General features: G+C 53.8%; 22 protein-coding genes and 5 tRNA genes. 17 read left to right on the top strand and 10 right to left on the bottom strand.

Annotated features, from left to right (window positions below):
* The first annotated feature begins 8 nt into the window (after window positions 1–8).
* Window positions 9–887, top strand: a complete 879-nt coding sequence (locus tag HV127_RS00360; protein ID WP_182240507.1) for a metal ABC transporter substrate-binding protein — start codon at window positions 9–11, stop codon at window positions 885–887.
* 35 nt (window positions 888–922) lie between these two features.
* On the opposite strand, the gene HV127_RS00355 is transcribed toward HV127_RS00360, so the two are convergent.
* Complete coding sequence (locus tag HV127_RS00355; protein WP_182234347.1) at window positions 923–1150, bottom strand: hypothetical protein; 228 nt, start codon at window positions 1148–1150, stop codon at window positions 923–925.
* Window positions 1151–1351: 201 nt separating this feature from the next.
* On the opposite strand from HV127_RS00355, the gene pncC reads away from it, so the two are divergent.
* The 16 genes from pncC to HV127_RS00275 all read left to right on the top strand — a co-directional run bounded on the left by pncC (window position 1352) and on the right by HV127_RS00275 (window position 12637).
* Window positions 1352–1849 carry a nicotinamide-nucleotide amidase gene (pncC, locus tag HV127_RS00350; protein WP_182234345.1) on the top strand — a complete coding sequence of 166 codons (498 nt, stop codon included), beginning with the start codon at window positions 1352–1354 and terminating at the stop codon, window positions 1847–1849.
* 80 nt (window positions 1850–1929) lie between these two features.
* Complete coding sequence (gene recA, locus HV127_RS00345; RefSeq protein WP_110277022.1) at window positions 1930–2988, top strand: recombinase RecA; 1059 nt, start codon at window positions 1930–1932, stop codon at window positions 2986–2988.
* A gap of 68 nt (window positions 2989–3056) precedes the next feature.
* The gene (gene recX, locus HV127_RS00340) at window positions 3057–3557 is read left to right on the top strand and encodes a recombination regulator RecX (protein WP_142512511.1); all 501 of its coding nucleotides are present in this window, start codon (window positions 3057–3059) and stop codon (window positions 3555–3557) included.
* 130 nt (window positions 3558–3687) lie between these two features.
* Window positions 3688–6315, top strand: a complete 2628-nt coding sequence (gene alaS / locus HV127_RS00335) for an alanine--tRNA ligase (RefSeq protein WP_182234343.1) — start codon at window positions 3688–3690, stop codon at window positions 6313–6315.
* 238 nt (window positions 6316–6553) lie between these two features.
* Window positions 6554–6739 carry a carbon storage regulator CsrA gene (gene csrA, locus HV127_RS00330; protein WP_000906486.1) on the top strand — a complete coding sequence of 62 codons (186 nt, stop codon included), beginning with the start codon at window positions 6554–6556 and terminating at the stop codon, window positions 6737–6739.
* A 321-nt stretch (window positions 6740–7060) separates the two neighbouring features.
* A tRNA-Ser gene (locus HV127_RS00325) sits at window positions 7061–7153 on the top strand.
* Window positions 7154–7157: 4 nt separating this feature from the next.
* Window positions 7158–7234: transfer RNA gene (locus HV127_RS00320), tRNA-Arg, on the top strand.
* A 194-nt stretch (window positions 7235–7428) separates the two neighbouring features.
* Window positions 7429–7505, top strand: a tRNA-Arg gene (locus tag HV127_RS00315).
* A gap of 61 nt (window positions 7506–7566) precedes the next feature.
* Window positions 7567–7643 (top strand) — tRNA-Arg (locus tag HV127_RS00310).
* Between the two features lie 194 nt (window positions 7644–7837).
* Window positions 7838–7914: transfer RNA gene (locus HV127_RS00305), tRNA-Arg, on the top strand.
* Window positions 7915–8076: 162 nt separating this feature from the next.
* Window positions 8077–8391, top strand: a complete 315-nt coding sequence (locus HV127_RS00300; protein ID WP_181485204.1) for a BON domain-containing protein — start codon at window positions 8077–8079, stop codon at window positions 8389–8391.
* Between the two features lie 127 nt (window positions 8392–8518).
* Window positions 8519–9085: a fructose-1-phosphate/6-phosphogluconate phosphatase gene (gene yqaB / locus HV127_RS00295; RefSeq protein ID WP_112216426.1), complete on the top strand. Its 567-nt coding sequence runs from the start codon at window positions 8519–8521 to the stop codon at window positions 9083–9085.
* Window positions 9082–9510, top strand: a complete 429-nt coding sequence (locus tag HV127_RS00290) for a YqaA family protein (RefSeq protein WP_110277027.1) — start codon at window positions 9082–9084, stop codon at window positions 9508–9510. Before yqaB ends, HV127_RS00290 begins: the two co-directional genes overlap by 4 nt.
* Before the next feature lie 66 nt (window positions 9511–9576).
* Window positions 9577–11133, top strand: coding sequence for a glutamate--cysteine ligase (gene gshA / locus HV127_RS00285; protein WP_182234341.1), 1557 nt, complete (start codon window positions 9577–9579; stop codon window positions 11131–11133).
* A 166-nt stretch (window positions 11134–11299) separates the two neighbouring features.
* Window positions 11300–11815, top strand: a complete 516-nt coding sequence (luxS, locus tag HV127_RS00280) for an S-ribosylhomocysteine lyase (RefSeq protein ID WP_110277029.1) — start codon at window positions 11300–11302, stop codon at window positions 11813–11815.
* 54 nt (window positions 11816–11869) lie between these two features.
* Window positions 11870–12637, top strand: coding sequence for a helix-turn-helix transcriptional regulator (locus tag HV127_RS00275; RefSeq protein ID WP_182234339.1), 768 nt, complete (start codon window positions 11870–11872; stop codon window positions 12635–12637).
* Here HV127_RS00275 and leuA read toward each other — a convergent pair.
* The 9 genes from leuA to proV all read right to left on the bottom strand — a co-directional run bounded on the left by leuA (window position 12616) and on the right by proV (window position 22845).
* Entirely contained in the window at window positions 12616–14292 is a 1677-nt protein-coding gene (leuA, locus tag HV127_RS00270; protein ID WP_182234337.1) for a 2-isopropylmalate synthase, read from the bottom strand. The two genes, HV127_RS00275 and leuA, sit on opposite strands and share 22 nt — an antisense overlap.
* 143 nt (window positions 14293–14435) lie before the next feature.
* Complete coding sequence (gene emrB / locus HV127_RS00265) at window positions 14436–15983, bottom strand: multidrug efflux MFS transporter permease subunit EmrB (protein ID WP_181485208.1); 1548 nt, start codon at window positions 15981–15983, stop codon at window positions 14436–14438.
* A gap of 15 nt (window positions 15984–15998) precedes the next feature.
* Window positions 15999–17171 carry a multidrug efflux MFS transporter periplasmic adaptor subunit EmrA gene (gene emrA / locus HV127_RS00260; protein WP_182234335.1) on the bottom strand — a complete coding sequence of 391 codons (1173 nt, stop codon included), beginning with the start codon at window positions 17169–17171 and terminating at the stop codon, window positions 15999–16001.
* Between the two features lie 126 nt (window positions 17172–17297).
* Entirely contained in the window at window positions 17298–17828 is a 531-nt protein-coding gene (gene mprA / locus HV127_RS00255; RefSeq protein WP_110277034.1) for a transcriptional repressor MprA, read from the bottom strand.
* A 91-nt stretch (window positions 17829–17919) separates the two neighbouring features.
* Complete coding sequence (gene ygaH / locus HV127_RS00250; RefSeq protein WP_182234333.1) at window positions 17920–18255, bottom strand: L-valine transporter subunit YgaH; 336 nt, start codon at window positions 18253–18255, stop codon at window positions 17920–17922.
* Window positions 18245–18973 (bottom strand): AzlC family ABC transporter permease, encoded by a 729-nt coding sequence (locus HV127_RS00245; RefSeq protein WP_182240505.1) that lies wholly within the window; start codon window positions 18971–18973, stop codon window positions 18245–18247. The genes ygaH and HV127_RS00245 overlap by 11 nt, the downstream gene beginning before the upstream one ends.
* Before the next feature lie 551 nt (window positions 18974–19524).
* Window positions 19525–20520, bottom strand: a complete 996-nt coding sequence (gene proX / locus HV127_RS00240) for a glycine betaine/L-proline ABC transporter substrate-binding protein ProX (RefSeq protein WP_182234331.1) — start codon at window positions 20518–20520, stop codon at window positions 19525–19527.
* A gap of 62 nt (window positions 20521–20582) precedes the next feature.
* Window positions 20583–21647 (bottom strand): glycine betaine/L-proline ABC transporter permease ProW, encoded by a 1065-nt coding sequence (gene proW, locus HV127_RS00235; protein WP_182234329.1) that lies wholly within the window; start codon window positions 21645–21647, stop codon window positions 20583–20585.
* A complete protein-coding gene (proV, locus tag HV127_RS00230) occupies window positions 21640–22845 on the bottom strand; it encodes a glycine betaine/L-proline ABC transporter ATP-binding protein ProV (protein ID WP_182234327.1) in 1206 nt (401 codons plus the stop codon). Before proV ends, proW begins: the two co-directional genes overlap by 8 nt.
* Between the last annotated feature and the right edge of the window lie 56 nt (window positions 22846–22901).

Genomic DNA, 22901 nt, shown 5'->3' with positions numbered 1-22901 from the left:
GGAAAATGATGAAACGTACCGGGATCTTGCTCATGCTGGCGTTGGGTCTGGCGTCGCAAGGGGTGATGGCAAAAACGCTGAACGTGGTGAGTAGTTTTTCTGTTTTAGGCGACATGGTGCAGCAGGTTGGCGGTGAATATGTGCACGTGGATACCCTTGTGGGGCCTGACGGCGACCCACATACCTTTGAACCGTCACCGAAAGATAGCGCGCTGCTTAGCAAAGCCGATGTCGTGGTGGTGAACGGCCTGGGGCTGGAGGGTTGGCTGGACAGGCTGATTAAAGCATCTGGCTTTAAAGGTGAGCTGGTCGTGGCGTCTAATGGCGTAAAAACCCATACCCTTAATGAAGATGGTCAGACGGTTACCGACCCGCACGCGTGGAACAGCGCTGCAAACGGTGCGCTGTATGCGCAAAATATCCTTAACGGTCTGGTAAAAGCAGACCCGGAAGATAAATTGGCGCTGGAGGCCTCGGGTAAGCGCTATATCAGCCAGCTCAACGAGATGGATAGCTGGGCGAAAGATCAGTTCAGCACTATCCCACAGGCCAGGCGTAAGGTGTTAACCAGCCACGATGCATTCGGCTACTTTGGCCGCGCCTATGGCGTGACGTTCCTTGCGCCGCAAGGATTGTCTTCGGAAAGTGAAGCCAGCGCGGCGCAGGTGGCGGCATTAATTAAACAAATTAAAGCTGACGATGTGCATACCTGGTTTATGGAAAACCAGCTTGACCCCAGATTGGTTAAACAGATTGCCAGCGCAACGGGTGCGCAGCCGGGCGGTGAACTCTATCCTGAGGCGCTTTCCGCTCCGGGTGGCGTAGCGGACAGCTACGTGAAAATGCTGCGTCACAACGTAGAGCTGATTGCTGCCAGTATGAAATAAATGAATCCGGCCCGCGATGGGCCGGCTATTTAACTTTATTGTTCTTCTTGTATCTGATTGATTTTTTTAGTCAACGTGAATCCATAGACCACGCAGCCCACGCCCAACAAGATCTGTACGCCTTCATACAGTGGATTAAATGGGCGGGTGAAAATATTCAGCAGTACGGTGAGTAGCGTAAATACGCCGCAAATAAATAAACAAAGTCGCATTTGTCTGATTTTTTTCAAATTCTGCTCTGGGGTAAGCGGTGCTTTAGCCATTCCTGGTAACCTCTAATTTAACTCTTCCTTATGTACGGTGAATTGTGGCACTGGTGGCACCTGGCAGCTATCCGAAAATGCTGCGCCGGCGCGGACAATGTTTTTCGGAAGCCTCCTCGTAAATTCGCCACCTCATCCCCATATCTCTGCTGAAAGTGCTATCTTTGATGACCTCTTTATACGGCTTACGTGGGGCGACGAATGACAGATTCGGAATTAATGCAGCTGAGCGAACAGGTGGGGTTGGCGCTGAAAACGCGCGGCGCGACGGTAACCACGGCGGAATCCTGTACTGGCGGTTGGGTCGCCAAAACGCTTACCGATATCGCGGGCAGCTCGGCATGGTTTGAGCGCGGTTTCGTCACCTACAGCAACGAAGCGAAATCGCAGATGATTGGTGTCAGCGAGGTGACTCTGCTTGATCATGGCGCGGTGAGTGAACCGGTGGTGGTGGAGATGGCGATTGGCGCTCTTCGCGCGGCGCGAGCTGATTATGCCATTTCGGTCAGCGGCGTTGCCGGGCCGGATGGCGGCAGCGCGGAAAAGCCGGTTGGAACCGTATGGTTTGGCGTGGCCAGCGCCAATGGGCAAGGCGTGACTCAGCGCGAATGCTTTGCTGGAGACCGGGAATCGGTACGTCGTCAGGCGACGGCGTATGCCTTAAAACTCCTCTGGCAACAATTTCTACAAAACACTTGATACTGTATGACTATACAGTATAATTGCCTCAACAGAACAGAATTCACTACCCGGTTACACCCGGCATGAGAGGAGTAATAATGGCTATCGACGAAAACAAACAGAAAGCGTTGGCGGCAGCACTGGGCCAGATCGAAAAACAATTCGGCAAAGGCTCCATCATGCGCCTGGGTGAAGACCGTTCCATGGATGTGGAAACTATCTCCACCGGCTCGCTTTCACTGGATGTCGCCCTGGGCGCTGGCGGTCTGCCTATGGGCCGTATCGTCGAGATCTACGGGCCAGAATCTTCCGGTAAAACCACGTTGACGCTGCAGGTTATCGCTGCCGCTCAGCGTGAAGGTAAAACCTGTGCGTTTATCGATGCAGAACACGCGCTGGACCCTGTTTATGCTCGCAAACTGGGTGTTGATATTGACAACCTGCTGTGCTCTCAGCCGGATACCGGCGAACAGGCTCTGGAAATCTGTGACGCGTTGGCGCGTTCTGGCGCAGTAGACGTTATCGTTGTCGACTCCGTTGCGGCCTTGACGCCGAAAGCGGAAATCGAAGGCGAAATCGGCGATTCTCATATGGGCCTCGCGGCACGTATGATGAGCCAGGCGATGCGTAAGCTCGCTGGTAACCTGAAGCAGTCCAATACCCTGCTTATCTTCATCAACCAGATTCGTATGAAAATTGGCGTGATGTTTGGTAACCCGGAAACGACTACCGGCGGTAACGCACTGAAATTCTACGCCTCTGTTCGTCTGGATATCCGTCGCATCGGTGCGGTGAAAGATGGCGATAACGTCATCGGTAGCGAAACCCGCGTTAAAGTGGTGAAAAACAAAATCGCCGCGCCGTTCAAGCAGGCTGAGTTCCAGATCCTCTACGGTGAAGGTATTAACTTCTTCGGTGAACTCGTTGACCTCGGTGTGAAAGAGAAGCTGATTGAGAAAGCTGGTGCCTGGTACAGCTACAATGGTGACAAGATTGGTCAGGGTAAAGCGAACGCAATCTCCTGGCTGAAAGAGAACCCGGCTGCTGCCAAAGAGATCGAGAAGAAAGTTCGTGAACTGCTGCTGAGCAATCAGGATTCCACTCCGGACTTCGCCGTTGACGGAAACAGCGCAGAAGAAACTGAACAAGATTTCTGATATCGTCAGAAAGTCTAACAAGGGGCCGCTTATGCGGCCCTTTTGCTTTTTGATTAGCGAGGTTGCCCGTGACTGAAACTTCATCCCGCCGTTCCGGCTATGCACGCCTGCTGGATCGCGCCATCCGTATTCTGGCAATGCGCGATCACAGCGAACAGGAACTGCGCCGCAAACTTGCTGCTCCCGTAATGAGTAAAAACGGCCCGGAAGCGCTCGATGTGACGCCGGAAGAGGTCGATAAAGTCGTCGAGTGGTGCATTGATAACCGCTATCTGGACGACGATCGCTTTGTTCGCCAGTTTATTGCCAGCCGCAGTCGGAAGGGATACGGTCCGGCGCGCGTTCGTCAGGAACTAAAGCAGAAGGGGATTTCCCGTGAAGCGATAGAGTCCTCTATGCGTGAGTGCGAAATCGACTGGGCGCTGCTTGCAAGGGAGCAGGCGCAACGAAAATATGGCGAACCCTTACCCACTGCATTTTCAGAAAAGGTGAAAATACAGCGCTTTTTGCTCTATCGCGGCTATCTAATGGAAGATATCCAGGAAATCTGGCGAAATTTTGCAGATTGACCCATCGGGGATTTTACTTCCCCGTAAAGAAAACTTATCTTATTCCCACTTTATTTTCGTGAGTAGCCTGCCGGTCGATACTGAGTAGTGGCTGCCAGCGACATTTCGTTAGCTTGATTTCAGGATAATTATGAGCAAGAGCACCGCTGAGATCCGTCAGGCGTTTCTCGACTTTTTCCATAGTAAGGGACATCAGGTAGTTGCGAGCAGCTCCCTGGTGCCGCATAACGACCCGACCCTGCTGTTTACCAACGCCGGGATGAACCAGTTCAAGGATGTTTTCCTTGGTCTCGACAAACGTAATTATTCGCGCGCAACTACCGCGCAGCGTTGCGTTCGTGCGGGTGGTAAACACAACGATCTGGAAAACGTCGGTTACACCGCGCGTCACCACACCTTCTTTGAAATGCTGGGTAACTTCAGCTTCGGCGATTATTTCAAGCAGGACGCCATCAAATACGCATGGGAACTGCTGACTGGTGAAAACTGGTTTGCGCTGCCGAAAGAAAAACTGTGGGTGACCATCTACGAAACTGATGACGAAGCATTCGACATCTGGGCGAATGAAGTCGGTGTTCCGCGCGAGCGTATCATCCGTATCGGCGACAACAAAGGCGCAGCTTTTGCTTCCGATAACTTCTGGCAGATGGGCGATACCGGTCCGTGCGGTCCGTGCACCGAAATCTTTTTCGACCATGGCGATCACATCTGGGGCGGTCCTCCGGGAACCCCTGAAGAAGACGGCGATCGTTATATCGAGATCTGGAACATCGTCTTTATGCAGTTCAACCGTCAGGCCGACGGGACCATGGAACCGCTGCCGAAGCCGTCCGTTGATACCGGTATGGGCCTGGAGCGTATCGCGGCCGTTCTGCAACACGTGAACTCCAACTACGATATTGACCTGTTCCGCGAGCTGATTAAGAACGTGGCTAACGTAACTGGTGCGACCGATCTCTCTAACAAGTCCCTGCGCGTTATTGCTGACCATATTCGCTCTTGTGCATTCCTGATTGCTGATGGCGTTATTCCATCGAATGAAAACCGTGGCTATGTACTGCGCCGTATCATTCGTCGTGCAATTCGTCATGGCAACATGCTGGGCGCGAAGGACTCTTTCTTCTGGAAACTGGTTGCCCCGCTGATTGAAGTGATGGGTTCAGCCGGTGAAGAGTTAAAACAGCAGCAGGCTCAGGTAGAGCAGATTCTGAAAACTGAAGAAGAGCAGTTTGCCCGTACTCTGGAGCGCGGCCTGGCGCTGCTGGACGAAGAGCTGGCTAAGCTGAAAGGTGACACGCTGGATGGCGAAACAGCCTTCCGTCTGTACGATACTTACGGCTTCCCGGTCGACCTGACCGCGGATGTCTGCCGCGAGCGCGACATTAAAGTTGACGAAGCGGGCTTTGAAGCCGCAATGGAAGAGCAACGCCGCCGTGCGCGTGAATCCAGCGGTTTTGGCGCGGACTACAATGCGATGATTCGCGTCGAGGGCGCATCTGAGTTTAAAGGCTATGATAGCCTGGAGCTGAATGGCAAAGTCACTGCATTGTTTATCGACGGTAAAGCAGTCGATGCGGTGGCTGCGGGTCAGGAAGCGGTTGTTATTCTGGATCAAACGCCGTTTTATGCTGAATCCGGCGGTCAGGTGGGTGATAAAGGCGAACTGAAAGGCGCAGGCTTCTCCTTCCTTGTGAACGATGCGCAGAAATATGGTCAGGCCATCGGCCACATCGGTAAACTGACCAGCGGTTCTCTGAAAGTGGGTGACGCGGTTCAGGCTGATGTTGACCAGGCTCGCCGTCAGCGTATTCGTCTGAATCACTCCGCCACGCACTTGATGCATGCGGCGCTGCGTCAGGTTCTCGGTACGCACGTGGCGCAGAAGGGTTCTCTGGTTAATGACAAAGCATTGCGCTTTGACTTCTCGCATTTTGAAGCGATGAAGCCGGAAGAGATCCGTGCGGTAGAAGATCTGGTGAATGCGCAAATTCGTCGCAACTTGCCTGTTGAAACCAATATCATGGACATTGATGCGGCTCGTGAATCTGGCGCGATGGCGCTGTTTGGCGAGAAGTATGACGATCGCGTTCGTGTACTGAGCATGGGTGATTTCTCCACTGAACTGTGCGGCGGCACTCACGCCTCACGTACTGGTGACATTGGTCTGTTCCGTATTACGTCTGAATCCGGCACCGCCGCAGGCGTGCGTCGTATTGAAGCGGTTACCGGCGAAGGTGCCATTACGTGGCTGCATGCGCAAAGCGATCAGCTCGGTGAGATCGCACAACTGCTGAAGAGTGATACTCACAGCCTCGGCGATAAAGTGCGTGCTGCATTAGAACGTAGTCGCCAACTGGAAAAAGAGCTGCAGCAGCTGAAAGAGCAGGCTGCGGCACAGGAGAGTGCAAACCTCTCCAGTAAAGCGGAAGAGATTAACGGCGTTAAGCTGCTGGTCAGCGAGCTGGCTGGCGTTGAGCCGAAAATGCTGCGTACCATGGTTGATGATCTGAAGAACCAACTGGGTTCAACGGTTGTCGTATTAGCCACGGTCGCAGAAGGTAAGGTTTCTCTGATTGCAGGTGTGTCTAAGGATGTGACAGACCGCGTGAAAGCAGGGGAGCTGGTTGGTATGGTCGCCCAGCAGGTGGGCGGTAAAGGGGGCGGTCGTCCGGATATGGCGCAAGCTGGCGGTACCGATGCGTCTGCCCTCCCTGCTGCGTTGGCCAGTGTGAAAGGCTGGGTGAGCGCAAAACTGTAATAACTATAAACGCATAGATGCTGTCATTCTCGGATTATAGCATCTTGCGCGAGAAGCACTGATAACGATAAAGTCGGGTTGAAGTTGTGTATATCGGCTAAACTTAGGTTTAACAGAATGTGATGCCGTGACTGCTTACACCGTAGGGTGTTTGTCATCGCTTACTTTTTGGCGTTATATGATGGATAATGCCGGGATACGAGAGACCCGACTCTTTTAATCTTTCAAGGAGCAAAGAATGCTGATTCTGACTCGTCGAGTTGGTGAGACCCTCATGATTGGAGATGAGGTCACTGTGACAGTTTTAGGGGTTAAGGGTAACCAGGTACGTATTGGCGTAAACGCCCCTAAAGAAGTCTCCGTGCATCGTGAAGAGATCTACCAGCGTATCCAGGCTGAAAAATCCCAGCAGTCCAGTTACTAAGGTTTTCGCGCCTCGCTTTTTGTGAGGCGCATCCCTCTACCCGCTTTTTTCCTCACTTTTCTTCTCTTGTGACCTCTCTTTTTGTCTATTGCCCATCATCCGCTACAGTTATCTTTCGCTTTCACAACGACGTAATAGCCAATTTCTTGTTGATAAAATACTCTTTTTGCCGTTTTCACAGGCTAATTGCGCGGGAAGTGTGCAAACGAAAAAAAGGTCTCGAAAAAAGGTTTGACTTATAAGTACCAGAAAGTAATATGTGCGCCATCGCAGCGACGAAGAGCAGAAACAAGTTCTTCGAAGCACTCGAAAGAGGCGTGTGGTGAGGTGGCCGAGAGGCTGAAGGCGCTCCCCTGCTAAGGGAGTATGCGGTCAAAAGCTGCATCCGGGGTTCGAATCCCCGCCTCACCGCCATTTTGCATCCGTAGCTCAGCTGGATAGAGTACTCGGCTACGAACCGAGCGGTCGGAGGTTCGAATCCTCCCGGATGCACCATATTCTCCCTAGTAACAACAATATTGTTGTTGCATGGTCTGCGAAATTATCGCCAGCACCAGGGAGGATAACGTTGCTTTAGCAACGGCCCGAAGGGTGAGGCGCAGCCGAGTAATCCTCCCGGATGCACCATCTTTTACTTGATACGGTTTTAGCAACGGTATCAAAATCTGCAGTAAAGTAAGTTTCCCGATGCATCCGTAGCTCAGCTGGATAGAGTACTCGGCTACGAACCGAGCGGTCGGAGGTTCGAATCCTCCCGGATGCACCATCTCTTACTTGATATGGCTTAGTGGCCGTATCAACATCGGCAGTAAAGCAAGTTTCCCGATGCATCCGTAGCTCAGCTGGATAGAGTACTCGGCTACGAACCGAGCGGTCGGAGGTTCGAATCCTCCCGGATGCACCATATTCTTCTTAGTAACAGCGATATCGTTGTTGCACGGTCTGCGAGATAGTCGCCAGCACCAGGGAGGATAACGTTGCTTTAGCAACGGCCCGAAGGGCGAGGCGCAGCCGAGTAATCCTCCCGGATGCACCATCTTGCCTTAGTATTTCACTTTAATGTGATACTAAATCTTAGAAGTAAACGCCATTCCCAATGCATCCGTAGCTCAGCTGGATAGAGTACTCGGCTACGAACCGAGCGGTCGGAGGTTCGAATCCTCCCGGATGCACCATATTCTCCGAGATAGCAGCAACACTCTCCTCAAGTCATCTCCAGCGCAATAATTCACAATCTTCTTCAGCACTTTTTTCATTGGCAAGTCGCTCTTTCCACTATAATTTATCCCTGTATACCAGCCTGATTTTGGGTGATATAAGTGCAAGGAGAGAAATTCATGAAATGGTTCAAAGCGACATCTGCGTTTTGCGCGACGCTTCTGGTAGCCGCCACGCTTGCGGGCTGTGCCGGATCGTCCACCAAAGAAAGTACCGGTGGATACATTGACGATACCGTCGTCACAACCAAAGTGAAATCCGCGTTATTCAATGATAAAGAGATCAAATCCTCAGAAATTAGCGTGCAGACCTTTAAAGGTCGTGTACAACTGAGCGGCTTTGTCTCATCCGCCGATAGTGCTAAACGCGCGGTAGAAGTGACGCGCAAAGTGCAGGGGGTTCGTGTGGTTGAGAATGATTTAAGAATCAAATAAACCCATTAAACTGCACCCGCATAGATAAAGGCGCCATCGGGTGCCTTTGTTGCATCTACCGCTAGCAGCGACAAAACCAGCCTTTTGCGATACAGTAACCTCTCCTGAACCGGCTGGTGAGAACACGATGTACGAACGTTACGCAGGACTGATTTTTGACATGGATGGCACGATCCTCGATACCGAGCCGACGCATCGTAAGGCATGGAACGAGGTTCTGGGACGTTATGGTATGCGTTTCGATATGCAGGCCATGGTTGCGCTTAACGGTTCTCCAACCTGGCGTATTGCTCAGGCCGTTATCGAATTAAATCACGCGGATTTAGACCCTCATCATCTGGCACAAGAAAAAACGGACGCCGTAAAAGCGATGCTTCTGGATAGCGTCCGTCCTTTGCCGTTGATTGAGGTGGTTAAGGAGTGGCACGGTCGTCGCCCAATGTCAGTCGGTACTGGCAGCGAGAGCGCCGTTGCTGAAGCGCTGCTGGCTCATCTGGGCCTTCGTCACTACTTCTCTGCGGTTGTTGCCGCCGATCATGTTGTAAACCATAAACCCGCACCCGACACCTTCTTACTGTGTGCGGATCTCATGGGCGTTGCGGCAGATAAATGCGTGGTCTTCGAAGATGCGGACTTTGGTCTGCAGGCGGCGAAGCGCGCCGGAATGGATGCCGTCGACGTGCGATTGCTGTGAGCGACGCGCTGTCGCTGATATCGCTGTTTGCCAGTAGCTTTTTGAGCGCAACGCTGCTCCCAGGCAACTCGGAAGTGGTATTGGTTGCCATGCTGCTGGCGGGAGTTAGCAAACCGTGGTTACTGGTTTTAATAGCAATAATCGGTAATAGCCTTGGAGGGGTAACTAACGTTATTCTGGGGCGCCTGTTTCCGCTACGCAAAACATCGCGCTGGCAGGAGAAGGCGTCCGGCTGGTTAAGCCGTTATGGCGCGGTCACGCTATTATTAAGTTGGGCGCCTGTTATAGGTGATTTGCTGTGTTTACTGGCGGGATGGATGCGCATTTCCTGGGGACCAGTACTCTTTTTCTTATGCCTTGGCAAAGCATTACGCTATATCGTCATTGCGGCGATAACGCTTCAGGGCATGACGTGGTGGCACTAATTGGACTGATTGTTCAACCATTACAATTATGCTAATTCAAACGATTTCGACAGGCGGGAGGTCAAATTGATCCCGGACGTATCACAGGCGCTGGCCTGGCTGGAAAAAAATCCTCAGGCTTTACAGGGTATTCAACGCGGTCTTGAGCGCGAAACTCTGCGCGTCAACGCTGACGGCACGCTGGCCACTACCGGTCATCCGCAAGCCTTAGGCTCAGCGCTGACGCATAAATGGATTACCACCGATTTTGCCGAAGCCTTGCTGGAATTTATAACGCCGGTTGATGGCGATATCCAGCATATGCTCACCTTAATGCGCGATGTTCATCGCTATACCGCCCGCCATATTGGCGAAGAGCGGATGTGGCCGCTGAGTATGCCTTGCTACATCGCACCCGGTCAGGATATTGAACTGGCGCAGTACGGCACATCAAATATTGGTCGCCTGAAAACACTGTATCGCGAAGGGTTGAAGAACCGTTATGGTGCGCTCATGCAAACCATTTCCGGCGTGCACTATAACTTCTCTCTGCCAATGGCGTTCTGGCAGGCTAAATGTGGCGTTGAGGATGTTGAAAGCGGTAAAGAGGCCATTTCAGCGGGTTATTTCCGTTCCATTCGTAACTACTACCGTTTTGGTTGGGTGATTCCGTACCTGTTTGGCGCGTCCCCGGCAATTTGTTCTTCGTTCCTGCAAGGGAAACCGACGACATTGCCGTTTGAGGAAGCCAGCAACGGCATGTATTACCTGCCTTACGCTACCTCTCTGCGTCTGAGCGATCTGGGCTATACCAATAAGTCGCAAAGTAATCTCGGAATTACGTTTAACGATCTGTATGAGTATGTGGCAGGATTGAAGCGGGCGATTAAAACGCCTTCCGAAGAGTACGCGCAGATTGGGCTGGCGAAAGACGGAAAGCGTCTGCAAATCAACAGCAATGTATTGCAGATCGAAAATGAACTGTACGCGCCGATTCGCCCTAAACGCGTCACCCGCAGCGGTGAAACGCCTTCCGACGCGCTGCTGCGCGGTGGTATTGAATACATCGAAGTGCGCTCTCTGGATATTAACCCGTTCTCACCGATTGGCGTTGACGAGCAGCAGGTACGCTTCCTGGATCTGTTTATGGTCTGGTGTGTACTGGCCGATGCGCCAGAGATGAGCAGCGATGAACTGTTGTGCACGCGCACCAACTGGAATCGCGTTATTCTGGAAGGCCGCAAGCCGGGTCTGACGTTGGGTATTGGTTGCGAAACCGCTCAATTCCCGCTGGCTAAAGTGGGTAAAGATCTGTTCCGTGATTTACGCCGCGTAGCGCAAACGCTAGATAGCATCCATGGATGTCAGGCGTATCAGCAGGTTTGTGATGAGCTGGTTGCCTGCTTTGACAACCCGGAGTTAACCTTCTCGGCGCGCATTCTGCGTTCTATGCTTGAAGAAGGGATTGGCGGCACCGGTAGGGAGCTTGCCGATCAATATCGTACGATGCTGCGCGAAGAGCCGTTGGGAATTTTACGCGAAGAGGATTTTATTACCGAGCGTGAAGCGTCAATACAGCGTCAGCAGAAGGTTGAAGCGGAAGATAACGAGCCGTTTGAAGCGCTGTTGGCAAGGCACCTGTAGTTTTACAGGCCGTAGAAAAGAAAACGGCCACAATCAATGTGGCCAAACTCTCATCTCTGATTCAGGGATGATGATGATAATAAATGCGCGTCTTTCATATACTCAGACTCGCCGTCTCAAAAAGAGTTCATTTTATTTTTAAAAAAATCACTATCGGAGGTGAAGAATGCCGTTGTTAGATAGTTTCACAGTCGACCATACCCGAATGGAAGCGCCTGCGGTGCGTGTCGCGAAGAAAATGAACACGCCTCACGGCGATGAAATTACCGTTTTTGATCTGCGATTCTGCATCCCAAACCAGGAAGTGATGCCGGAAAGGGGTATTCACACCCTTGAGCATCTGTTTGCCGGTTTCATGCGCGATCACCTGAACGGTAACGGTGTGGAAATTATCGATATCTCTCCGATGGGATGCCGCACCGGGTTCTATATGAGCCTGATCGGTACGCCAGACGAGCAGCGCGTTGCGGATGCCTGGAAAGCGGCGATGGCCGACGTGCTGAAAGTGAAAGAACAGAACCAGATCCCGGAGCTGAACGTTTACCAGTGCGGAACCTACACTATGCACTCGCTGGAAGAAGCCCAGGATATCGCTCGTCATATCATTGAGCGCGACGTACGCGTTAACAGCAACGATGAGCTGGCGCTGCCGAAAGAAAAACTGCAAGAACTGCACATTTAGTGCGTCTTCTACGGTCCGGCAAGTACTGCCGGGCCGCTATCCCCTAACGCCGTGATGTCGACAACCTTAAACTTTAGCTTTCAACACCGTTCACTGGTGCCTTTTGCCCATGATTACGCCCATGGCGATAGCGAGCCCTGGCATCAGCATAATTGCGCTCAGCTACTACATATCCTCAGCGGCGTGGTGCGGGTTGAAACCGCGCAAGGTTATTGGGTTGTGCCGCCTGGCCGGGGTGTCTGGCTGCCTGCAGGTACGTGGCATACGCTATGGGTTACGGGGACAGCGGCTGCGCGAACCCTGTTTATCGACCCCCTTGCGCGCGCGGACCTTCCTTCATCCTGCCAGATAGTGCAGGTGACTCCGTTGCTGCGTGAACTAATTGTCGCTTCTTTGACGCTGGCAGAATCTTACGCGCCGGGCAGTCGCGATGAGCGAATCTACGAATTGATCCTCGATGAGATTCGCGGTATGGCGGTGCTGCCGTTTGGTCTGCCTGAGCCACAAAGCGAAGCGCTGCGCCGTTTATGCCAGAAGGTAAGGGAAGCGCCTGGCGAGCCGTGGAGCAGCGCCCAGGCAGCGAAAGAAGTCAGCATGAGCGATCGCACGCTAAATCGCCATTTTCAGCAACAGACCACGTTAACCTGGAGCGAGTGGGTGCGGCGGGCGAAGCTCATGGAAGCGCTGGTCCGCCTGGCGCATGGCCACTCCGTTTTGCGGGTGGCCCTGGATCTTGGTTACGGCAGCCATAGCGCTTTTAGCGCCATGTTCCGCCGGATTATCGGCGTTGCTCCCAGCGACTATTTCCGCTCACCGGAGTGATGGTTTTCGCTAATGGCATTACACAGAGCCTGAAGTGAAGCGCGCGCTACATCGTTATCAATCCCTACTCCCCAACGACTGTCTCCATTCGGGAAGATACAGCGAATATAGGCCACTGAACGACTGTCGCTACGTTCGCCGAGGGTATGCTCGTGATAATCTTTGATAATGAAGTTTTGCTTTAATAAGCCACTCAGCCCGCTGGCGGCAGCAGACAGTAGCCCGTTGCCGCGGCTTTGCAATCGTCGCGCTTCCCCGGCGATTCGCAGGGTTGCCTGTAGGGTAAGCTGCCCGTCCTGCTGGCTATCGCTTTTGTAATCCAGCAGCGCAAGCGTCGGCTGGGCCACCAGGCCGTATCGAGCACGGAACAGCTGCCACAGCGCGTTCTGGGTCATCTCTTTACCATGAGTATCGGTTTCTTGCTGTACGTGCAAGCTAAAATCCTGTTGCAATGCACGCGGCAGTTTGAGGCCATGATTCTGTTCAATCAACCATGCGCTACCGCTTTTTCCAGACTGGCTGTTAACGCGAATCACTGCCTCATAGCTACAACCGATATCCTGCGGGTCGATAGGCAGGTAGGGCATTTCCCAGAGATCGCCGGGCTGGCGGGCATCGAATCCCTTTTTGATGGCATCCTGATGAGAGCCAGAAAAGGCGGTGTAGGCCAGGCTACCCGCCCAGGGATGACGCGGATGCACCGGGATCTGGTTGCAGCTTTCGACAATTTCGACCACCCGGTTCATTTCTGAGAATTTGAGCTGTGGGTCAATGCCCTGGCTGTAGAGATTCATCGCCAGCGTCACCAGGCAGACGTTGCCAGTGCGCTCGCCGTTGCCGAACAGGCAGCCTTCGACGCGGTCGGCTCCGGCCATCACTGCCAGCTCTGCGCTGGCGACGCCAGTTCCCCGGTCGTTATGTGGATGGATGCTTATGCACACATCGGCGCGACGTGAAAAGTGGCGGCAGAAATACTCAATTTGATCGGCGTAAACGTTGGGGGTGTTAACTTCTACCGTCGCAGGCAGGTTGATAATCATCGGCCGTTCGGCGCAAGGCTGCCAGAGCTCCGCCACCGCCTCGCAAATTTCCAGCGCAAATTCAGGCTCGGTAAAGCAAAAGGTTTCCGGTGAGTACTCGTATTGCCAGCGGGTCTGCGGCTGCTGTTCACACTGCTGGCGGATAAGCCGGGTGGCACGAGTCGCCAGCTCGACAACCTGCGTTTTGTTCATCCCGAAAACCAGTTCGCGGAACAGCGGCGCTGTAGCGTTATAGAGATGAACGGTGGCGTTGTGTACACCGCGAAGCGATTCGAAGGTTTTCAGGATTAAATCTTCCCGCGCCTGGGTCAGCACCTGAATTGTCACATCCTGTGGGATGCGCTGCTCTTCAATCAATTGACGTACGAAGTTAAAATCGGTTTGTGAAGCCGAAGGAAAAGCCACTTCAATCTCTTTAAATCCGCATTCCAGCAGTAAGTCCCAGAACTGGAGCTTGCGCGCGCTATCCATCGGCTCGGCCAGCGCCTGGTTGCCATCGCGTAGGTCGGTGGAAAGCCAGCGGGGGGCTCGGGTGATTTGTTGATCCGGCCAGCGGCGGTCGGGCAGGGCGATTGGCGGGTAGGGGCGATATTTTTCGCCGGGATGAGTCAGCATGATTTTCTCCTCTTGTTGGATATTTATCGTGCATGACATGGCAAGAAGGCAGCTTTAGCAAACTAGACAGAAACTAGTGCAAATTGGACAACCTGCATTTTCAGGCAATAAAAAAGGGATCCGCAGATCCCTTTTATCAAACCCTAGTGGGCACCGCCTCCGCCTCCACCGGCGCTAAACGGTGGCTTGGCGAACCACACCAGGCTGAGCAGAAGGATAAATATTGCCGCCGAGAACCAGAAGATTTCGTTGGCCGATATAATCAATCCCTGGTTGGTTATCTGCTGTGCTATCCAGCCGGACGCCTGCTGCTGAGTCATCCCCAGCCCTTGCAGCTGATCGTACATCTGCTGGGCATTGGGGTTGTACGGCGTGACCGATTCGGTGAGCTGCGCATGGTGCAGCGCCTCACGGTTGGTCCACATGGTGGTGGTAATTGAAGTACCAATTGACCCTGCCAGCGTACGGGTAAAGTTCGACAGGCTCGATGCTGCCGCCAGCCGCTCCGGCGGCAGGCCGGAAAGGGTGATGGTGGTCAGCGGCATAAAGAAGCAGGCCACCGCGAAGCCCTGGATAAACTGCGGCCAGGCCGAAGCGCCGAAATCCATACCGGGTTCGAAGGTGTATGCGCGCCAGTAGAAGCAGACTGCGTACATAATAAAGCTGAAGGTGACCAGCCGACGCATATCGAGCTTATGCGCGAAGCGGCCGATAATCGGCGACAGGATGACCGGGATCACCCCAACCGGCGCTGAGGCTAAACCGGCCCAGGTCGCGGTGTAGCCGTATACCTCCTGCAATAGCTGTGGCAACAACACGATCGCGCCGAAGTAGAGCATGTAGGCGAGGCTGATACACAGGCAGCCGATAGTGAAGTTTCGCGACTTAAACAGCGACAGGTCGACTATCGGGTTATCGTCGGTTAGTTCCCAGACAATCAGGAAGCTTATCGCCACCACCGCAACAATCGTCAGGATGATTATCTCGTTAGAGGCGAACCAGTCCAGCTCTTTACCGCGGTCGAGCATCACCTGCAGACTGCCGATACCGATCACCAGCAGCGCCAGGCCAACGCCGTCGATTCGCCGCTGCTCGGTGCGGGTTTCACGACTGCGCAGGGTTTGCAGCGTCATCACCACCACGGCAATGCCAATGGGAACGTTGATAAAAAATATCCAGCCCCAGTGGTAGTTGTCGCTAATGTAGCCGCCAAGAATGGGGCCGCAAATGGGCGCGACGATCACCGTCATTGACCACAGCGCCAGCGCAATAGAGCGCTTAGCTGGCGGATAGTTACTGAGCAGCAGACTTTGCGACAGTGGGATCAGCGGACCGGCGACGATCCCCTGAATCACGCGGAAGAAAATCAGCATCGTCAGGCTGTTTGACATGCCGCAGGCCCAGGAGGCGATAGCGAACGCCACCGTCGACCAGAGGAACAGCTTCACTTCACCGACGCGCTTTGCCAGCCAGCCGGTAATCGGAATGGAGATAGCGTTCGCCACCCCAAACGAGGTAATAACCCAGGTCCCCTGGCTCAACGATGAGCCAAGGTTACCGGCGATGGTGGGGATGGCCACGTTGGCGATAGTGGAGTCCAGCACCTGCATAAAGGTCGCGAGCGACAGCGCAATGGTCATAATGACCAACTGCGCGCCTTCCAGCGGTTTTAGCGGTTTTTGCTGTTGCATTACGCTCACCCCGAATTATCCGGCGTTAGCCTGGATGATACCGTCGATCAGTTTATTGACCGGCTCAAGGCCGATTTCGCGGGCGTTGCTTTCATAGACCGGAGAGCTACGGACCTGGCTTGCCAGCATCTCGCCGCCGCGCTCGGTGGTGTTAACTTCAACCAGCGTGGAAAGACCGATGCGCAGCGGGTGCTCCGCCAGCTGTTTTTCATCCAGCTCAATACGCACCGGCAGGCGCTGAACCACTTTGATCCAGTTACCGGTGGCGTTCTGTGCAGGCAGCAGCGAGAAGGCGCTACCGGTACCCATATCCAGACCAACGACTTTGCCGGTGTATTTCACATCGTCACCGTAAATATCGCTGATAACGGTTGCTGGTTGGCCGATACGCATATGCGCCAGCTGGGTTTCTTTAAAGTTGGCATCAATCCACAGGTTGGTCGCCGGAACCACGGCCATCAGCGGAGTGGTGGGGCTAATTTGTGCGCCAGGTTGTACGGAACGGCGGGAAACATAACCGCTAATCGGGCTGACGATTTTGGTTCGTTGCAAAGCTAACCAGGCGTTGCGGACTTCGGTTGCAGATTGCAGCACCGCCGGCTGTTGCTCCAGCTTCGTTCCCAGAACGATCGCCTGATTGGCATTATATTGCTGAATGGCCACGTCCAGTTCCGCCTGTGCGCTGGCAACCGTGTCGCGCGCATGTTGCAGCTCTTCACGGCCAATCAAGTTGGCGGCCCCCAGAGGAATACGACGGTTAAGGTCGGTCTGCGCCTGGGAAAGGGCGGTTTTTTTGACTTCGATACTGGCCTGCAGTTGCTTGCTGTTGATCATTTGCTGGCGCGTTTGGCGCACGCTGGCAGCCAACTGGGTCTGCGCTTTTTCAAACGCCTGCTGAGCATCGGTCTGGTCGAGGGTGACCAGCGGATCGCCTTTTTGCACATAGTCGGTGTTGTCGGCCCAGACTTTCGTCACGCTACCGGACACCTGCGCCATGATTTGTACCTGGTTCCCTGCCACGTAGGCGTCGTCCGTCTCTTCGAAGTGACGCAGTACCAAAAACCAATAAATCCCATATGCCACGGCAACAATAATAAAGAGCAAGGTCAGTAGCAGAAGGGCGCCTTTACGCATGCCTCTCTTGCTGCCCGGTTGCTGCGGGACTTGGCTCTCCGCATTTGCGCTCATGTTATTCTCCACGATCTTATTATTTCACATCGGCTGAGCCGACCTGTTTATCAGAAAGGCCAGCAGAAGATCTGCTGGCCTGGCTGTTTTCCTTGCAACTCAAAAATGGGGCGAGCGATGCTGCGCTTAGCGCAGAGACTCCGCGACCACGCCATCCTCTTCCATTTGGTCGAGACGACCAAGCAGCTTGCGGGTGATGTGTTCGAGCTGATCTTTTTCGCCAGTGCTTAAAGAAGACCAGAGTTGATGCAGGCAGTTATGCTGCGGTGGTAAGACTTCACGCAGGAACTGATGACCTTTGTCGGTAAGTTGCAAATGCAGGCAGCGACGATCGTTATCGCTTTCACGGCGCTCAATCCAGCCGCGTTTTTCCAGCTCATCGGCAATACGCGTGGCGTTGGTGCGCGAAGAGCCCAGCGCGCAGCTCAGTTCTGAAGGCTGAATGCTGTGGTTTTCCTGAGACTCAAGCGTGATCAGCGCCATAAACAATGTCTCGTTAATCCCTTGCGCTTTCAGCATCTTGTTACGGTTTTCCAGCAGCTTACCTTGCATATGCATGCAAAGACGAGTGAGCAGAATTTCCTGAAAGGGGAAGTCTTCGTGACGGCTGGCGCGGAACTTGAGCATTTGCTCAATGGGAGTAAACGAACTATCCATTTTGGTTATGACCTCATTAATTACAGCCGATATAATAACTATTGTGACAAATAAATCAAATGAATTATTGATTGATATTGATACTTTAAGCTTATAACCATGTGCCGATTTTCCACACTACGCCATAGGTTAATGCGCTTAAAAGCGTAGGAATAATAATGCTGCGCGTTTTCCAGAAGGCCAGACCCAGCACCGCAAAACCCGCTAATGTGGGAAACAGACGGTGGGAGTCATGGAGGATTTCCGGCACGCTGGAAACCACCAGTAAGGCGCAAATGGAGGCGATGCCGATAGTATCGAGCAGGACGCTGACCGGGCCGCGACGCGCAGGGCGGGCGTTTCCCGCTCGTAGGCGTAGTGGAAGATAGCGGAACAGGTAATTCACGCAGCCGACTACGGCCCCAATAAGAAGAACGTCACTGTTCATCGGGCATCCCCTGAATGCTGGCCTGCACCAGAGCGGTCAGGCAACCGCAGACAATCCCGGCAAGGATCGCTGCGGGAATAGAAAAGAGGATAATCCCCCCAAGCGCGCCCGCCAGCGCGGCGGTAACGCTGAGTGATTGTTTGCGCTGGAACGATGCCAGTAGGAAACTCATAAACAGCGCGGGCAGCATAAAGCTTAGCGCTGCTTCTACCGCCGGAAAGTCGGTTAACAGACCGCTGCCTGAGTAAGCTCCTACCAGCGTGCCGAAGACCCACGAAGCCCAGGACATAAAAGCGATACCGATCATCCAGTTTTCACTCCAGCGGCGGTTATCGCGTACCAGTTTAGCGGTGGCGGCGGCAAAAACTTCGTCGGTCAGGCCGAACGCCCAGACGGCGGTTTTTTTCTTGCTCAGCAAGCGCTGAATGCGGCTGCGCAGGGAAGGGCCGTACAGTATGTGGCGAACGTCCATTGCCATGACGGTAAGCGCCGCGACCCACAGCGAGCTGCCAGCGGCGAGCATCGCGGTGATCACGAACTGGCTGGCACCCGCGTAGATGATGCAGGAGAAGAACAGACTTTCCAGCGGAGTAAAACCGAGTTTGGTGGCGTTCAGGCCAAAGGCGAAGGCCACGGGAATGTAGCTAATCACAATCGGCAGGCTATCTTTTATGCCTTCGGCCAGCGTGGCTTCGCACGCAGGGGCCGTTTGCGTCATTGCGGCAGGGTTTTCCATAGGGATTACTTATTAATAACGCACGTGAAAATCACATGATTGCATAGGTGGATTAACCTTAGCAGAGAGCGGCGTAGCTTAACAGTATCTAACAGGTTGATGGCTAAAGTTATGCAGTTTATTTGCATATCAACCCATCATTTAGAACAGAAAATGTCGTGTTGTGCAGGATGCAGTCTTTCCCGGGGGCGGCGCAGAGCGCCTTGCCCGGGCTACGGGTTCGTGCAGCCTGCGGATTTTGTAGCCGGACAGATGCGCGGCATCGCCTCCGGGAAATTCTGCAATACTCTGCGGTTTTTCCCCGGGGGGCGGCGCAGAGCGCCTTGCCCGGGCTACGGGTTCGTGCAGCCTGCGGATTTTGTAGCCGGACAGATGCGCGGCATCGCCTCCGGGAAATTCTGCAATACTCTGCGGTTTTCCCCCGGGGGCGGCGCAGAGCGCCTTGCCCGGGCTACGGGTTCGTGCGGTCTGTGGGTTTTGTAGCCCGGACAGATGCGCAGCATCGCCTCCGGGAATACCCTAAAAGAGGGGGATTATTTCTGCGCAGCCAGCGCTTCATTCACCCAGCCGTCAAACTGTTGCTGGTGGGCTTTAATCCAGCCGTCGACGTGGCCCTGAATATCCGCTTCTGAACCGTGACCGGCATGCATCATCGCATTCTCGGCGTTGATGTCGGCAATTGGCAGCTTCATGGTGCTAAACAGCTTCGCCGCCGCCGGGTTTTTCTCAGCCCAGGCTTTGTTTGCCACGATGTGCATGGTGTTAACCGGGAAGCCGTAGTTCATACCGTTCGGCAGCTTGGTGTCGATATCCTTCTGCTCGCCCGGCAGGGAGGAGAACGGTACCTGTAACCAGACGACATCTTTACCCGGTTTCAGCACGTCGCTAACCCAGTAAGGCGTCCAGGTGTAATAAAGCACCGGTTTGCCTTCTTTATAACGCGCAATAGTATCGGCCATCATCGCCGCATAGTTGCCCTGGTTATGCACGACCGTGTTGCTCAGACCGTAAGCATCAATCTGGTGATTAATGACCGCTTCACAGCCCCAGCCCGGCGTACAGCCGGTCATATCGGCTTTGCCATCACCGTTGGTATCAAACAGTTTGGCAATTTTCGGATCTTTTAGCTGGTCGATAGATTTAATGTGGTACTGCTCGGCGGTTTTCTTGTCGATCAGATAACCCTGTGCGGCACCGGTAACAAATACCCCTTCACGATAAAATTTCTTATCGCCGCCGGCGGCTGCGTACATATCATCGTGCAGTGGTTTCCAGTTGGTGGCGATGTAGGTGGTATCACCTGCGGCGATAGAGGTGTAGGCGACGTTATAGTCGACTTCGCTCGGCTTCTCGACGGTATAGCCCAGCTTTTCCAGCGCGCGGCTGACCAGCAGGGTCTGGAAGGTCTCTTCCGAAATGGTGCTCTGTGCCGGTTTCACGGTAATGCCTTTACCTGGCAGGTCCACGGCGAAGGCGGTGGTGGAAATGAGGGCGGTAAACGCTGTGGCAAGAATCGCGGTATGTCGCATCGTTGTTCCTTTTATTTATCAGAAGGGAAGTCCATCCCCCCGACTGCCGGGGGGATGTGCTCTTATTTACAGAAAGGGCGAGTGATAAGCCCCAGTGGGCCGGTGGTGTACCAGCGGCGGTTGCCGCGACTGCGCGAGTCGCGCCCGAAGGCCTGAGTCAGGCGGTCGAGAATGATGGCGAGGATAACAATGCCGACGCCGCCAACGGTCGCCAGGCCCATATCCAGGCGACCAATGCCGCGCAGTACCATTTGGCCAAGGCCGCCAACGGCGATCATCGAAGCAATAACCACCATCGACAAGGCCAGCATCAGCGTCTGGTTGACCCCGGCCATAATGGTCGGCATAGCCAGAGGTAGCTGAACCTTGAACAGAAGCTGACGCGGGCTGGCGCCGAAGGAGCGCGAAGCTTCAATCAGATCCGCAGGTACCTGGTTAATCCCCAGAATCGTCAGACGAACAATCGGCGGCAGGGCGAAGATAATGGTCACCACCACGCCCGGAACGTTACCGATACCGAACAGCATCACGATCGGCACCAGATAGACAAATGCCGGAGTGGTTTGCATCGCATCGAGCAGCGGGCGAATAATTTTTGCCGCCCGCGGGCTACGGGCGAGCCAAATCCCCAGCGGCAGGCCGATCAACATACAAAACAGCAGTGCGGTCAGCACCAGTGCCAGGGTCACCATAGCCTGCGACCAGGCGCCGATGGCCCCGATAGCAATAAGCGAAATCAGCGTTGCGGCGCCCATACCGACGCTGGAGATCTGCCAGGCAATCAGCGAGAAAATAATAATCGCGACCGGCGCAGGCATCCCCAGCAAGAGCTGCTGAAAAGCACTCAGGATGTAATCCACCGGTACGCGGATCCCCTGAAACAGCGGGCGAAAGTGCATCACTATCCAGTCGATACCGTGCGTGACCCAGCTATCAAGCGGAATAAGCGTTTTATGGAACGGATCCATAATATTGAAGTGTTCCGGCTGCGGCGCGGGTGCGCTGCTCAGCCAGTCGGCACCGCCGCCATCGGCCGGGGCGGGTGTTGATGTGCCCCAGGCATCAGCGGATTGCGACGCGCTATCCGCCGCTGGTGCGGTGTCCCACGGGTTAGATTGATCAGCCATTATTGTTTGCCCCCTCGCGATCTAAAGCCTGCAGCAGCATACGTTTAGAAATGATGCCGATGTATTGTTGCCCTTCGTCTACAACCGGTACCGCACAAGGTGCATGGCCGACGTGGGAGAGCAGGTCGCTGAGCGGCGTTTGTGCATCCACCGCTTGCGGGGAGTCAATTAACGCCGCATCGATTCCCTGACCTTCGCTCAGCGCGGCCTTCAGTGAATCAATGGAGACAATGCCAACAAACTTATTACCGCGTTCTATGACATAGCCATATTCGCAGTCTTCATCTTGCAATAATTTCAACGCCGAACGCGGGCCGAAACCTGGCGTTTTACGAATCAGACCAACCGGACGACGGCGGGCAATATCCTTGGCGCTAAATACCTGGCTAATATCGACGCCGCGGAAGAAGGTGCGGACATAATCATTGGCCGGGTTATTCAGTATTTCATCTGGTGTACCGACCTGGACCACTTCGCCATTTTGCATAATGGCAATGCGATCGCCAATGCGCATTGCTTCATCGAGATCGTGGGAAATAAATACCACGGTGCGCTGATGCTTTGCCTGTAATTTGGTTAGCTCATCCTGCATTTCGGTGCGAATTAATGGGTCGAGGGCTGAGAAGGCCTCATCCATTAACAGGATATCGGGGTTAATGGCCAGCGCGCGGGCCAGACCAACGCGCTGACGCATCCCGCCGGAGAGTTCATCCGGGTAAGAGTGAGCATAGTTTTCCAGGCCCACCTGACGCAGCGCATCCAGCGCTTTCTCCTGGCGTTCTTGAGGCGAAACGCCGGCCAGCTCCATGCCGAAAGCGGCGTTGTCGAGCACGGTCATATGCGGCATCAGGGCAAACGATTGAAATACCATTGCAATCTTTTTTCTGCGCACCTCGCGGAGCTCGGCCTCTGAGATTTTGGCGATATCAACGCCATCGATCAGCACCTGTCCACGGGTGGGTTCAATCAGGCGATTGAGAAGGCGAACCATGGTAGATTTCCCCGAGCCGGAGAGCCCCATGATGACGAATATCTCGCCTTCTTCAATGGTCAGATTGGCGTCTTTTACGCCAAGCGAAAGTCCCGTTTTTTCCAGTATTTGCTCTTTCGATAATCCTTTTTCGATATATTTGAAAGCCCGCTGTGGGTGCTCGCCAAATATTTTATAGAGATTCTTGATTTCTAATTTAATTGCCATGCAATAGAAAGTTTCCTGTAATTTATTTATATCGATATAGTACCTGGTGGAGATAA

The organism is Klebsiella sp. RHBSTW-00215, from assembly GCF_014103785.1.
In the GTDB taxonomy this organism is placed as follows: domain Bacteria; phylum Pseudomonadota; class Gammaproteobacteria; order Enterobacterales; family Enterobacteriaceae; genus Klebsiella.
Note: the sequence above shows the minus strand (reverse complement) of the source record. Positions and strands in the feature narration are given on the sequence as shown.

Bases quoted from the DNA above. Each gene is read 5' to 3' on its own strand.
- pncC (WP_182234345.1), top strand. From the start codon at position 1,352: ATGACAGATTCGGAATTAATGCAGCTGAGCGAACAGGTGGGGTTGGCG.
- leuA (WP_182234337.1), bottom strand. From the start codon at position 14,292: ATGCTGACTCATCCCGGCGAAAAATATCGCCCCTACCCGCCAATCGCC.
- ygaH (WP_182234333.1), bottom strand. From the start codon at position 18,255: ATGAACAGTGACGTTCTTCTTATTGGGGCCGTAGTCGGCTGCGTGAAT.
- HV127_RS00245 (WP_182240505.1), bottom strand. From the start codon at position 18,973: ATGACGCAAACGGCCCCTGCGTGCGAAGCCACGCTGGCCGAAGGCATA.
- HV127_RS00360 (WP_182240507.1), top strand. From the start codon at position 9: ATGAAACGTACCGGGATCTTGCTCATGCTGGCGTTGGGTCTGGCGTCG.
- alaS (WP_182234343.1), top strand. From the start codon at position 3,688: ATGAGCAAGAGCACCGCTGAGATCCGTCAGGCGTTTCTCGACTTTTTC.
- emrA (WP_182234335.1), bottom strand. From the start codon at position 17,171: ATGAGCGCAAATGCGGAGAGCCAAGTCCCGCAGCAACCGGGCAGCAAG.
- HV127_RS00355 (WP_182234347.1), bottom strand. From the start codon at position 1,150: ATGGCTAAAGCACCGCTTACCCCAGAGCAGAATTTGAAAAAAATCAGA.
- csrA (WP_000906486.1), top strand. From the start codon at position 6,554: ATGCTGATTCTGACTCGTCGAGTTGGTGAGACCCTCATGATTGGAGAT.
- proX (WP_182234331.1), bottom strand. From the start codon at position 20,520: ATGCGACATACCGCGATTCTTGCCACAGCGTTTACCGCCCTCATTTCC.
- HV127_RS00275 (WP_182234339.1), top strand. From the start codon at position 11,870: ATGTCGACAACCTTAAACTTTAGCTTTCAACACCGTTCACTGGTGCCT.
- yqaB (WP_112216426.1), top strand. From the start codon at position 8,519: ATGTACGAACGTTACGCAGGACTGATTTTTGACATGGATGGCACGATC.
- mprA (WP_110277034.1), bottom strand. From the start codon at position 17,828: ATGGATAGTTCGTTTACTCCCATTGAGCAAATGCTCAAGTTCCGCGCC.
- recA (WP_110277022.1), top strand. From the start codon at position 1,930: ATGGCTATCGACGAAAACAAACAGAAAGCGTTGGCGGCAGCACTGGGC.
- luxS (WP_110277029.1), top strand. From the start codon at position 11,300: ATGCCGTTGTTAGATAGTTTCACAGTCGACCATACCCGAATGGAAGCG.
- emrB (WP_181485208.1), bottom strand. From the start codon at position 15,983: ATGCAACAGCAAAAACCGCTAAAACCGCTGGAAGGCGCGCAGTTGGTC.
- proV (WP_182234327.1), bottom strand. From the start codon at position 22,845: ATGGCAATTAAATTAGAAATCAAGAATCTCTATAAAATATTTGGCGAG.
- proW (WP_182234329.1), bottom strand. From the start codon at position 21,647: ATGGCTGATCAATCTAACCCGTGGGACACCGCACCAGCGGCGGATAGC.
- HV127_RS00300 (WP_181485204.1), top strand. From the start codon at position 8,077: ATGAAATGGTTCAAAGCGACATCTGCGTTTTGCGCGACGCTTCTGGTA.